General features: G+C 59.5%; 8 protein-coding genes and 1 tRNA gene. 5 read left to right on the top strand and 4 right to left on the bottom strand.

The features are described from left to right. Positions 1 to 387 precede the first annotated feature (387 nt). Positions 388 to 1,926: a glycosyl hydrolase family 28-related protein gene (locus BRA62_RS04195; RefSeq protein WP_292365056.1), complete on the bottom strand. Its 1,539-nt coding sequence runs from the start codon at positions 1,924 to 1,926 to the stop codon at positions 388 to 390. A gap of 308 nt (positions 1,927 to 2,234) precedes the next feature. Here BRA62_RS04195 and BRA62_RS04190 point away from each other — a divergent pair, with 308 nt between their 5' ends. The 5 genes from BRA62_RS04190 (at position 2,235) to BRA62_RS04170 (ending at position 7,239) form a co-directional block, all read left to right on the top strand. Continuing rightward, positions 2,235 to 2,816 (top strand): hypothetical protein, encoded by a 582-nt coding sequence (locus tag BRA62_RS04190; protein WP_292365055.1) that lies wholly within the window; start codon positions 2,235 to 2,237, stop codon positions 2,814 to 2,816. 74 nt (positions 2,817 to 2,890) lie between these two features. After that, positions 2,891 to 4,033 carry an ORC1-type DNA replication protein gene (locus tag BRA62_RS04185; protein WP_292365053.1) on the top strand — a complete coding sequence of 381 codons (1,143 nt, stop codon included), beginning with the start codon at positions 2,891 to 2,893 and terminating at the stop codon, positions 4,031 to 4,033. Positions 4,034 to 4,082: 49 nt separating this feature from the next. Continuing rightward, positions 4,083 to 5,030 (top strand): methenyltetrahydromethanopterin cyclohydrolase, encoded by a 948-nt coding sequence (mch, locus tag BRA62_RS04180; protein WP_292365052.1) that lies wholly within the window; start codon positions 4,083 to 4,085, stop codon positions 5,028 to 5,030. Between the two features lie 365 nt (positions 5,031 to 5,395). After that, positions 5,396 to 5,469: transfer RNA gene (locus tag BRA62_RS04175), tRNA-Val, on the top strand. Between the two features lie 402 nt (positions 5,470 to 5,871). Continuing rightward, positions 5,872 to 7,239, top strand: coding sequence for an ATP-binding protein (locus BRA62_RS04170; RefSeq protein WP_292365051.1), 1,368 nt, complete (start codon positions 5,872 to 5,874; stop codon positions 7,237 to 7,239). Positions 7,240 to 7,531: 292 nt separating this feature from the next. On the opposite strand, the gene BRA62_RS04165 is transcribed toward BRA62_RS04170, so the two are convergent. Genes BRA62_RS04165 through BRA62_RS04155 form a run of 3 tightly spaced genes read right to left on the bottom strand, consistent with a single transcriptional unit; the run spans position 7,532 to position 13,066 of the window. Beyond that, positions 7,532 to 8,989, bottom strand: a complete 1,458-nt coding sequence (locus tag BRA62_RS04165; RefSeq protein WP_292365050.1) for a restriction endonuclease subunit S — start codon at positions 8,987 to 8,989, stop codon at positions 7,532 to 7,534. Further along, positions 8,973 to 10,397 (bottom strand): HsdM family class I SAM-dependent methyltransferase, encoded by a 1,425-nt coding sequence (locus BRA62_RS04160; protein WP_292365048.1) that lies wholly within the window; start codon positions 10,395 to 10,397, stop codon positions 8,973 to 8,975. The genes BRA62_RS04165 and BRA62_RS04160 overlap by 17 nt, the downstream gene beginning before the upstream one ends. Further along, on the bottom strand, positions 10,394 to 13,066 hold the full coding sequence (locus tag BRA62_RS04155) for a type I restriction-modification enzyme R subunit C-terminal domain-containing protein (RefSeq protein WP_292365047.1): 2,673 nt from the start codon (positions 13,064 to 13,066) through the stop codon (positions 10,394 to 10,396). The genes BRA62_RS04160 and BRA62_RS04155 overlap by 4 nt, the downstream gene beginning before the upstream one ends. Positions 13,067 to 13,161: the final 95 nt, after the last annotated feature.

Genomic DNA, 13,161 nt, shown 5'->3' with positions numbered 1-13,161 from the left:
CGGGGGCACCGGGACCGGCGGGTAAAAGTGGATGACCAGCACGACGGCGCCGATCACCGTCAGTATGATCGCGACGGCGATGAGGATGCGTCTGCCTCTGGCCCCCAGATGTAGTCTTGCCGACATGGGACTATGACCTGTCCGTTACTTCTTCGACGTCGCCAGGGTATTGCATGGGACCGTCAGGACACGGGATCGAGAGAGCCCGCAAAGCCTTCTGCCCGGTTCATACCCCTATGGCGCAGAAGTACCATTTAAGGATTTACCCGACCCGCTGCCACCGAAGGGTCCGGCTCGAAAGCCGGGGGAGACAACGGCAGGGTTTCCGGCCCCGGAAAGGTTGAACTTCCGTACGTGCTGCCTTAAGGAACCGGGTTCCCCGGACCCTTATGCCATGCTGCCGGCCGGCAGCACCTCCAGATCGGTCAGGTCCGCGCCCCCCGCGAGGGTCCACTCGACCACCACCGGCCGGGCGGCATCGGAGGCGACCCTCCCGGAATACGTGACGTTCCTGTTGTTCACGATGTACACCAGCGTCTGCGGCCGGTCTCCCGATGCGGCAAGGTCGATGATCGAGTTGGAGACGCCCGCATCGATCGTCGAGTTCACGGGGAGTTCGCCGGAGGGGCACCCGAGTATCGCCCCGATACCGTCGATACCCGCCGGATTGGCCATAGTGAAGTCCCTGATGAGCGCGTTGTCCGTGCCGCAGACGAAGAGGGCCCAGCCGTTCGAATCGAGGCTCCGGCAGTGATCCATCACGAGGGACGGGCTCCTCGATACCGGCAGGGACTGGAGGATACAGTAGGAGATGGGTTTTGCGATGACCGAATCGCGCCCGGTTCCGCTCTCGGTACAGTTGTAGAGGAGCATGCCGTCGGGGTTGATGATAAAGAACCCGAACGCACCGTTCCCCTCGGCCCGGCAGTTTACCAGGGATACCTGCCCTCCCGGGAGGTAGAAACCCGCCCCGAAGAAGTCCGGGTCGCCCAGCAGGTAGTCGTCGGGACCGGGTTTCTGCCCGTTGTTCCTGCTCGTGCAGTTGACAAAGACGCAGTCCCGCTTCTCGGGGCTCCATTCGAAGTGGAACCCGGACTCGAGAGAGCCTTCGGCGAGGCAGTCCGTCACCCGGAGGCCTTCGATGTCGTTTAACTCCGCAAAGTCGAACCCGGTCACCCAGGGGTTGAACGCCCCGTTCCTGCCGCAGTTGATCGCGGCGCAGTTCTCGTAGCTGATGTTTTTGATCGTCGTGTTCTCCGACCCCCAGGCGTTGTGGAGGAACCCGTAGGTTCCGGTGTCCACGGCCCGGCAGTCGACGAACTCGACGTCTTCGAGGACGGGGGCGTAGACGTTCGGGTTATGAAGCAGGAGAAAGACCGCCTGGATGCTCGCATCCCCAGTTCCCGTGACGTTGTGAATCTTCGCGTGGCTCGCATAGACGGTGAGCACCCCAAGCCACTGGCCGAGATCGAGGACCGTATCCGTACTTGCATTCACGTAGCCGGACCCCGCGATACGGAACCCGTCCAGGGTCACGCGCTCCTCCGAGACGTTGAGTATTCCGTTCCGGCTGAACTCGAGCGAGGTTTTTTCCGGCCCCTGGCCTTTGACCGTTGTCCCGGCGGCGGGAACGATGCTTCCCGAACAGTTGAACGTGCCTTCGGAGAGAACAACCGTACCACCGTCCGGCAGTGCCGCGAGCGCCGCCTGGATCTCCACCTGGTCGTCGAGGCCGTCACAGGCGTAGTCCGCCTGTGCCTTCGCCGCAGGGCTGCTGTCGCCTGCCGCCACAACGAGCGCCGCCACCGGTGCTGCAGCAACGCCCTGGACCAGCAGGAGGGTGATAATCACGCCGACCGCCAGTTCCGTTCCGGGAGGGCGTGTCCGGGGCGGGTCTGCCGGTTTTTCATGCAGGCGGGTAATCATCACGCTCCTCGGGCATATCTGTCGGGAACCTCACCCCCCGTATAGTTATGGGAATATAAAAATCAATGGGAGAGGAAACAGCCATATATCCGCGAGACTCCGAATTTCAAAAAAATCGGGCAGCAAACGGCACGGGAACCGGCCCGGATACGCGGGATAAACCCCCGTTTCTACCGTACCGGCATCCGGCGGCCCGGACCGTTTCCGATGCAGGGAGCGGGGAAAGATGGCCGGACCGGCCGAATAGCGGTGTGTTGCGGGTCGCCGGTGGAATTGTATATAATGGAATACAATATTTACCTGAATATATGTCCAGCAAGAAGGAAGTCACCATCGGGATCACCATCAACCTCGAGAACTACGAAAACCTCCGCCTCGAGGTCGAGGGGGATGCAGAGACCCACGAGGATGTGGACGACCTTATCACGTTCCTCGACGGGATCCTTTCCCGGCTCGGGCGCGGCGATCAGGCGACGGCCGAGCGCGTGGATGCGTACCGGCGGCGGGTTCTCGCGGCCAGGCCTGCAGCTCCGCAGGCACCCGCCCGGGAGGAGAAGGCTCCCGAGCCGGCGCCACCGGTGGCGGAACCGGCGCCCCGGGAGGAGGCAGAGAAGAAGGCCTGCCCTCCACCCGAGGTCATCGAAGCGGCAATTCCACCGGCCCCGGAACACCCGGAGCCGCCCCGGATCCCCCAACCGCCCGCAAAACCGGAGGAGAAGACCCCGGCACAGCCGGAGGCTGCCCCGGAACCCGCCACGGAAAAGCCGTCCGCCGCTCCTGCGGAGGGTGTCTGCGAGATGTGTGGAGCAGAGGTGACGAAGTCACAGGCAAAGCTCTCCCAGCTCTTCATGAACAAGACTCTCTGCAAGAAGTGCATGGAACAGCCGTAAATCCTGCAGGGTCCGCGCGATGAGGAAACAACAACCTGGAGGATATAAATACTACCGTATCCGAGGATTGTGTAATGAAGAAGAACCTGCTCATGTGGGACGAGACGCTCTTTCGGGATCCCGAAGTCTTCGAGATCGATTACGTCCCCGAGCAGTTCGACCACCGTGACGCCCAGATCCGGGAACTCGCGTTCCAGGTCAGGCCGGGCATGCGGGGAGCAAGGCCTCTCAACACCATCTGCCGGGGCCTCCCGGGGACGGGGAAGACGACGAGCGTCAGGAAAATCCTCGCCGATGTCGAGGAGGCCACGAAGAAACTCGTCCCCGTCTACATCAACTGCCAGATCGACAACACCAGGTTCGCCATCTTCTCCCAGATCTACCGCCGCGTCACCGGGCACCCGCCGCCGGCGTCGGGCACGTCGTTCAAGCAGGTCTTCGACGCCATAGCCCGGTTCCTGCAGCGGGAGGAGCAGGTGCTCCTTGTGGCGCTCGACGACGCAAACTACCTCCTCTACGAGAACGAGATCAATCAGGTGCTCTATCCATTGCTGCGCTCGCACGAGGCCTATCCGGGCGTCCGGACCGGCGTGATTGCCATCGTCAGCGATATGTCCGTCACACTGCAGAGCGAGGTCGACGCCCGGGTGGCATCGGTCTTCCGGCCCACCGAGATCTACTTCCCTCCCTACTCGGAGGAGGAGGTTCACGGCATCCTCGAGGAGCGCGTCCTGCAGGGCCTCTACCCGAACGTCATCAAAACCGAGATGCTGGACCTCGTGGTGGAGCAGACGATGAAGAGCGGTGATCTCCGCGTCGGTATCGACCTCCTGAAGCGTGCGGCCCTGAACGCCGAGCGGGAGGCACGCCGGTCCGTCGAGCGAGATGACGTCTGCAAGGCGTACGAGGTCTCCCGGTACCTCCACCTTGCGTTCTCGCTTAGGGCGCTCAAGGCCGAGGAGCGGGAGGTGCTGGCCGGGATCGCGGAGATGTCGGCCAGCGACGATAAGGAGATGAACGCCGGCGACGTCTACCGTTTCGTCAAAGAGCAGGTGGGGGTCAGCTACACCAAGTTCTACGAGATGATCCAGAAGTTTGATTCGATGCGGCTCTTGAACCTCCACTACCGCCAGGGAAGGGGGCGGACGAGGCTGATCAGTCTCCGCTACGACCCCGGACGCGTGCTGGAGCACCTGGGGCACGAGCAATCGATTTGATAATCCTTATCTGTTCCCCCACCGTTTGTATTCTGATGAGGTTTTCCACATGCTCAGCGTGAACGAACTGGCACTGGATATTTTTGAGGAGCTCTTCGAATACGCCGAGGAGTTTCATGCCGTCCCGCACGAGCTCGACAACGGCGCACGCATCGTCGACTGCGGCGTCAGCACGACCGGCGGGTACCTGACGGGAAGACGCTTCACCGAGATCTGCATGGGCGGGCTCGGCGAGGTAGACATCACCATGGGCCGGATCAGGGACATCCCGATCCCGTTCATCGAGGTCAGCACCGACTTCCCGTCCATTGCATGCCTCGGCGCCCAGAAGGCGGGCTGGACGGTCAACGTCAACAAGTACTTCGCCATGGGCAGCGGTCCCGCACGGGCGCTCTCCTTAAAGCCCAAGCACACCTACGAGGTCATCGACTACGAGGATGAGTTCGATTACGCGGTCATCTGCCTCGAGAGCGACCACCTCCCGAACGCCGCGGTGATGGAGAACATCGCCGAGGCCTGCAACGTGGACGTGGCGAACACCTGCGCGGTCGTCGCCCCCACGGCCTCCCTCGTCGGCTCGATCCAGGTCGCCGGCCGCTGCGTCGAGACCGCGGTCTACAAGCTGAACGAGCTCGGGTTCGACACCAGGAAGATCAGCGCAGGCATCGGCCACGCCCCGATCGCCCCCGTCAAGAAGGACGGCACGAAGGCGATGGGCAGCACCAACGACGCGACGATCTACCACGGCAGCATCATGCTGACGATGAACGCCCCGGAGATCAAGGACTACCTGGACAGGATCCCGAGCAACAAGTCCAAGGGATACGGAAAACCGTTCTACGAGATCTTCAAGGAAGCCAACTTCGACTTCTACCAGATCGACACCTCGCTCTTCTCCCCGGCCGAGGTGGTCATCAACGAGCTCTCCGAGGGCAAGGTCTACCACGTGGGAGCCGTCAACCCCGAAGTGACGCTGAAGTCCTTCGGGTTTATCTAACTCTTTTTTTAGGCCCTGTTGGCACGTTTTCTCAACTCTCTCCAGAGGGGCACCTCTATCGGGACATCCTGCGAGCGGTTCCTTGTCGGAACACCAAGGATTCGCATACGGCTTCCCATGGGACTGCGCATCTGACGATGCTCGAAGGACGGTGCTCAAGGAGCATCCTGCTGCGCACTGCCCGCCCCCCTGGGGGGGCGGAACGACTTCCCCTTTGGGGAAGGAGTTTGAGCACCGTCAGGTGCGAGCGAGGAGCGCGAAGCGCGGGCGGTGGGGGGCCGGAGAGCACGCAGGCAATGTCCCTGAAATCCGGGACAGGCAACACGTTTATCCGTCACGGTGCAAAACACTATAAGGCATCCACGGGGCTTGTGGTCTAGCCGGTCATGACGTCGCCCTTACACGGCGAAGATCCCCGGTTCGAATCCGGGCAGGCCCATTCCTTTTGTAGAATATCCCCCATACTTCTGAGCACTCCTGCACGTTCGCCTGAGGTCAAACGCCGGCACGGCTTTCCACCGGGTATCGCCACGGTGGGGGAGGGGGTGAGGTGAACGATGGACAGTCAACGGTGGCGTGCACCACCATAGGGACTTTTGAGGTATATCCCTCTATTTCCTGAATCTCCTCGTTTAGCAGGACCGTAAAACCGAAATCATAATCCCATCCCGCAAACAAAGAAATTTTCAGCAGAAAAATAGAGTTATCATTGCTCTGCCGTTCACCCTGGAGGAAATTCGGCAACTTTGCCCTTTACCCGATCAGACATGCAGAAGAACGTACAACCGGAGAGGTGTTCCGCCATGCTACAAAGGGAGGATATCAGGAGAGATATTCGTGGATGACCTATACTCCCTGCTCACCCGCTTTGAAGGGCGGCAGAATCGACTTCAAGGAAGATGTGAGCGCAAGCCTTTACCGGCTCCTGTCCGCCTTCGCCAACACCGCCGGTGGTGCCGCCGTCATCGGAATCCGGGACCATGACCATGCCGTCATCGGGCTCGACCTGAGGAATAACGCTGTTAAGAAACTCGCGGACAGCATAACCACCCGGCTCGGCGTTCATCCGGTCATCGATATCCATGAGATCGAGGGGAAGTCCATCGTCATCGTCACTGTCGAGCGGAGCCGCGTTCCGGTCGCCTTTGACGGGCGGTACTACACCCGTGTCGGCGATACAACCCGCGAAATGCTCGCCGACGAGCTCAGGGAGTACTTCCAGCAGAGCATTGAGTGGGACAGCGTCACCGGGCCGTACTCGTTCGATGAGATCGACGAAGAGACGGTGCGGCGTTTCCTTGCACGGGCAAATGCGACGGGCCGACTCACTTCTGTCGATCCGGCCGAATCAGTAGAGACAGTGCTCTCTCGACTCGGGCTTGCCAGGGACGGAGGGATCAGCAACGGCGCCATCGCCCTCTTCGGCAAGAACCCGCAGCGGTATTTCTTGAACTGCATCCTCCGGATCGGGCGGTTCAAGCGGGCGGATATCATCATCGGCGACCACGAGATCGGGGGCAATCTCTTCCAGCAGTTCGAGGAGGGCGAGCGGATTATCAAGCAGTATCTCGGCGTCAGGTACGACATCTCAGAGGAGGCGATGCGAGAGTCCTTCCAGAGGAGAGAGATCTGGGACTACCCACTTTTGGCGATCCGGGAGGCGCTTCTCAACGCGCTTATCCACCGCGATTACTTCAACAACACGATCCAGACGCAGGTCAAGATCTTTGACGACCATATCCGCTTTCACAATCCCGGCCATCTACCCGAAGGTGTCACCGTTGAGATGATCATACAGGAGCACTACTCCTATCACCGCAACCCGAAGGTTGCTGATATCTTCTACCGTGCCGGGCTTGTCGAACGCTACGGGTCAGGGGTTGAGCGGATCATCACGGCCTTCCGCGATGCCGGTATGCCGGTTCCCGCCTTCGCGAGCACCTCGCTCGGGTTCACCCTGACGATGCGGATGGATACGCTGAGCGCGAGTTATCTTCAGAAGATGGAACTGAGTGAACGGCAGATCCTTGCGGTGGAGCGGATCAAGGCCGAGGGGAGTATCACGAGCGGTGCCTATCAATCACTCACCGGCGTCTCGGCACCGACGGCTTTCAGGGATCTCAAGGGCCTGGTTGACCGCGGTATCCTGGAGCAGGTGGGCACGTCGAGGAGGAATACACGATATGTCCTGCGGGAGAGGCCACGATGAATTGGAGGCATTTCCAGAGCGCTCCGGCGAATAAGCGGCTGATCCAGGCCGAAAACAAGGTAGATGCCCAACCTGGCGTGGATACATGAACGATGAATGAACGATGAATGAACGATACGATAGATAAGAAAACCAATTGAGGATGAGCGCCGGGCGGGATGCAGCGTGACCGCTCCGGCGAGGATGCCAAAAAGGCTGATCGAGGTGGCGCTGTACCCCGGTGGCCGGCGGGAACCGATCTCCCTCCCGCTCTCCGAGGTCGAAGATCTCCTTCCCGAAGATCCCGGCGCCTTCATGTCAACGTGGACTGAGATTCTTTTCCCGCTTTCTTCGCTCTCTCCCCCGACCGTATCCGCTCAAGCAGCACCGATGCCGGCTCGTACTCGCGTCCCTCCCGCCGGGCGAGCTCTGCCTCAGTGGGAACCAGCCGGCCAGAGAATGCCTGGGCGAGGATGGACTGCCGCATCGTTTCGGTCTTTGCGCGTGCCGCGGCGACTTCGGCCTCGATCTTATCGGCGAGGGCGAAGAGGGCATCGACGCGACGGACGATTTCATGCTGTTCTGGGAGTGGGGGGAGGGGAATTGGCATCGACTTCACTTTCGTTGCACTAATATTTGACTGACTTACGCCATCTGTTCTTACGGTCCGAGCCCACCACCGCCCCCAAGGGCTGTTAATCCATAGACAGAGGTATTTATTCGATATAAGGGCCGGATCGGTTTGAATTCTAATTATATATGACGCAAATAGAGCATTCAAATCGAGATCAAATACTGCACTTTTACCTACGAGTTCAGGACTATTTGTCCGGTTGAATAAAATGTCTCCTTTTTGGAGATAGAAGGAAGAATAATCATTCTTACCCGGATTCACATATTTTAGTTCAGTTATATCGATCTTATTATCCCGAATATTCCCCATTCTCAATATCGGGATGCCCTCATTAGCTCCGGCATCAGCTTTTACCGACGCCCCATATTGCAGTCGAGAGGCAATTTCTGCAACGGTGCTCCAAGACCAGTTACTGGGGAGAGGATATAGCTTAAGTGGCTCTTGCACCTCGATCTCTTTCGTCTGATCTTGCTGCTTGTTACTTACTTGATTGTCAAGGCATTCTGGTTCATAGTCCCTTGTCAGCTGCCCTGAAAACGCCGCAATAAATATCGACTGCCGGAACTGCTTGAGGATGCCCGGCACGCGCTCAAGACGGGCGTTCGCGGCGTCCAGCCGTGCAAACAGCGTCTCGATGGCGGCGGCGATGCGATGCTGCTCCGGGAGAGGAGGCACAAGTACCGGAATTTCTTTTGCACGCGAACCTGAGATTTCTTTGAATGTTGTACCGCTTGCCATCGATTCGATGACATCCATCGAATACTTCAGCCAATAGAAGATATAATCTGAAAATATCCCACCTTTTAAAATAAAACTTTTAAACCCCTGATTCGTGCAAATTGGGTTTGCTGCTATTGCTAGATATCCGATAGGAGCACGACTTGACATCAAAACAGTGCCAGCAGGCATCGCCTTTGCCGAACTGGTCTTTAACCCTTTCTCACTGAGTGAACGAGAACCTCGTTCAATATACTTGCCACTAAAACCACTCAAATCCGCAGGAGTCAGCCAAGGAAACCCATTATCCTCAAAATTTGTTTGGTCGGATGATGTTGGAGTGCCTCCACCAATTATCTGGGAGATTTCGCCCATCTTGCAACAGGCCCACCCCTCCGGCACCTCACTCTTCTGCTGCATACCCGTTCCCCATCATCTCAAGGATCGCCTGCAGTTCCTCCACCGCGGCCTCCAGCTCATCGATCGCCTCCGCGACCAGTTCCTCCGGGGCCGGCAGATCGTCGCCGTCCGAGAGGGACTCGTCCCGCAGCCACTTCAGCGAGTCGATCTTGTAGTCCCGCTCCTCCAGTTCCGTGATATGGAACGACCGCCAGCGGTCCTCCGCCGAGTCCTCCGGCCGGCGGGGCGCTCTCCCGTTCGGGTCGGGCCCGTAGCAGCGCTCGAACTCGGCGAAGTGCTCCTTCGTGAGCGGGCGGTCCTTCTTGGTGATCCCCGGCACGTTCGTCCGTCCGTCGTAGACCCAGGTGTGGTCGGTCGGGATACCCTTCGTGAAGAAGATCACGTTCGTCTTCGTCCCCGGCGAGTAAGGGGTGAACGTCCCATCCGGCAGCCGGAGGACCGTATGCAGATCGTTGTCCTCACAGATCACCTTGAAGACCTCGCCCGCCGCGTCGGCGAAGAGGACGTTGTCCGGCACCACGACCGCCGCACGGCCGCCGGGTTTCAAGATCGTCATCACGTGCTGGATGAAGTTGAGCTGCTTGTTGCTCGTCTCCACCACGAAGTCCTCCCGGTGCGGAGACTGGTTCGCGCCTTTGGTTCCGAAGGGGGGATTGGTCAGCACCACGTCGTACCGGCGGGAGTCGGGCACCTCGTAGATCGAGTCGCCCAGTTTGATCTCCGGCTCGATGCCGTGCAGGTAGAGGTTCATCAGCGCCAGCCGCCGCGGCCTCTCGACGAGCTCCTGCCCGAAGTAGGTGCCCTTCCTGATACGCGGCGCAAGATCCCGGTCGAACGCCCCGCCGCCGGTCACCGCCTTCAGCCACTCGTAGGCACAGACCAGGAACCCACCTGTCCCGCAGGCGGGATCGGTGATGGTGAACTCGCGAGCCCTGCGGGGATCAGGTTTCATGCACCGCACGATCGTCTGAATGAGGATACGCGGGGTGAAGTACTGCCCGGCACCTTTCTTCCCCTCGCTCGCGGCCTTCTCAAGCAGCCCCTCGAACGCGGCGGCCTTCACGTCGACGTCGAGCCCGGTCCACTCGGTCTCGTCGATCACGCCAATCAGTTTCTTGAGGTTCACCGGGTTGTGGAAGCGGGAGAGCGCACCGGCAAAGATGTCCCCGAGCAGCCCATCGGCCTTGCCGAGGGTGCGGAGCAGGTCGGCGTAGCCTTCGGTGAGGTCGGTCCCGGACAGTTCTTTGAGCGCGGTCCAGTCGCAGCCTTCCGGGAGGTCAACGCCGCGCTCGTCGGCCATCTTGAGAAAGAGCAGGTAGGTGATCTGCTCGATGTAGTCGCCATAATCGATCCCTTCGTGCCTCAGCGTATGGCAGAATCCCCAGAGTTTTTGTACGACGTCACTCATGCCGCAATAGCCTCATTCAGTTCCTGAAGAAGTCTTGAGAGCCGGTTCTCAAAAACACGGTTTGCCCGTCCCCAGCCGCCATGATCGGCAAAGACAGGGATGATCTCAAAGTCTTCCTCATCTATTGAGAGGTTAAGGGTTAAATGAGCGCGGATACGATCCAGCCATGCGGCCTGCTCTGCGGTGAAAGTTTTTCCATCCAGTATCGCCGTAAACGCCCGATCAATCCGTTCTTCTGCGGTGAGCAATTCCTCGTCCTCGCGGGCAGCGTGCTTCACCATCGAGATGATGTCGACGAGCGCCTTCTGGTAATGCACCTGGTGCGCCCGCTGCAGGTTCTCGATGGTAAACCGTTGCGGGGTCGCCGTGAGTTTCTGCTTCAGTTCAGCAAGTGCGTCCGTACTCCACTCCTGCGGGCGGTCGAGGAGGATCTGGATGGCCTCGATCTTCTCGGGGTTCTCCTGGACGAACCGGGCAAAGAGGGTGAGGTAGTCCGCCGGTTTGTACTCCTGCCCGGCCGAGTCGCGCACCACCCAGGTCGATGCCACCTCGTCCTGCGTGTGGTAGTCGATAAGGAATGTCCGGGGAGGCCGGGGATAGTTCACCAGGAGGTTCTGGAAGTCAGGGTCCCGGAGGATCTCCATCGTCCCGGTGAAGTCCTCCTCCAGCCGCCGCTGCAGGGAGACGGCAAACTGCTTCAAGTCCCCTCTATCGACGAACTTCCGGAAGAGGTCCCGCGCCTCGCCCGACATCTCCTTGTCGATCCGGTTCAGGCGCTTGACGAGCACGCGGAGGTTGTAGGCGCGGTCCCGGTTGTTCCAGATATCGTCGATGATCTTCGCGATCGGTTTTGCCTCCCTTTGCGGCGGCTCGGCCGTGATGCCGGTGGCCTGCCGGAAGTACTCGATCAACGTCCCGCCGAAACAGTCGAAGACGGTAAAGTGCGATTTGTCCGGGTGATGCTCCCCTTTGCGCGTCCCCCTTCCCATCATCTGCTCAAAGAGAATACGGGACTTCACCGGCCGGAGGAAGACGATGTATTCGAGGTCGGGGATATCCACGCCGGTCGAAAGGAGATCGACGCTGACGACGATTCCCGGTAGTTTCCGGTTCCGAAACTCCCTTATTCTCTGCAGGGGGCGGTCGACCTTGCCGGTGATCTTCTGGACGAACGCATCCTCTCTCCCGAAGACCTCGCGGGCGGCATCGACCAGTTGATCCGCGTGGGATGTATGCGGGATGTCCTGGACGGCGAAGATCAGGGTCTTCGGGAAGCGACCGTAGCGCTCCTCGTGCTCATCAGCGTATCGCTTGATCTCTTCGAGGATCTTATGGTTCGAGTCGATCGATGTGATACTCCGCTCGATCTGTTCCGAGGGGTATTCACGCTCGTCTTCTAGGATATCGAGCGTCTTCTGTCCGGTCTCGGGGTCGACGAGATCGACGGTCTCGCCCTCTTTCAGGAAGATCCCCTGCATCCGGACGCTGGACTCGATAGCAACGAGATCGTAATCGACCAGGTAGCCTTCCCCGACAGCCCGCTCGTAGGGATACTCGTAGACCTTGTGCTTGAAGTAGGCCATCGTATGCGAGGCGGGCGTCGCGGTGAGCCCGATCTTTATCGCGTCGAAGTGGTCGAGCGTGCTGCGCCAGATCGACATCTCCTGCGAGGTATACCCGCGGTGGCACTCATCTGCAATGATGAGATCGAAGGCGTGGACCGGGATATCCATCTTCTCGGCGTCTTCCTCCGCCTCCTCCGTGCAGGGGAAGGCGGCAGCCTTGCCGAAGAGGTTGATGGTCATCCGCTGGATGGTCGAGACATACACAAAGGCATGTCCGGGCTGCGGATCGGTGAGGTAGGCGTTCGGCAGCACCGTGATATCGAAGGGATCGTCGTCGTCCAGGTCGCCGCGGTGGAACTGCTGGCTATAGACCTCGTAGGTCTTGTCAAACTTCAACCCCTGCTCGGTATCGAACGAGGCGAATGCACGCACCGCCTGCGCCGCGAGAGCCCGCCGGTCGACGAGGAAGAGGACACGCTTTGCCACACCCGCTTTCATCAGGCGGTAGATGAGGTTGACCATTGTGAACGTCTTGCCCGTCCCGGTCGCCATTGCAACCAGCATCGCTCGATGGCGCTCTGTGATCGCGTTCCCGATAGCGTTGCAGGCTTCGCGCTGATAGGGGCGCATCCGGGGGTTATCCGGGACCGTGGAGAACTGCAAACACTCTCGATCGAGATCGCTCTGCAGGCGTTCCAGCACAGCATCCGGCGAATGGAATCCCACAATCTCACGCGAACGGTTCCGCGGATGCCGCGCATCACGATACCAGATCACCTCGCCGTTGGTTGCGTAGAGGAACGGGACGCGGATGCCGTCACAGTTGAATGGAGTATCGGTGATCCCGCGTGCATACCGCTCCGCCTGCACAAGAACACTCTGCGGCCCCAGCGAGACTTTCTTCGCCTCGACAATCCCCAGGATTTCTCCGTTGACACAGAGGGCATAGTCGGCAGGGCCGTTCTCGGTCGGATACTCCTCGATAGCACACCGTTCGTATACACTGAGCGAACTGCCTTCTCTGTAGGGAACGACATCCCAGCCAGCCGCCCGTAACTTCGGATCGATTCTCGATTTACGGGTCAGATATTCGTTTTCACTCATCGGCAAGGCACACGAAGGGCGATAATTCAACAAAATGCCAATCGGTTTGATATTGAAGTCTTGTTTATCGATAAATGGCTTTGTTGAATTCCTCC

Origin of the sequence: Methanoculleus sp. UBA208 (assembly GCF_002498065.1) — an archaeon.
Taxonomy (GTDB): Archaea; Halobacteriota; Methanomicrobia; order Methanomicrobiales; family Methanoculleaceae; genus Methanoculleus.
The sequence above is the reverse complement of the archived record's forward strand: the minus strand, read 5'-3'. Positions and strand labels throughout refer to the sequence as shown.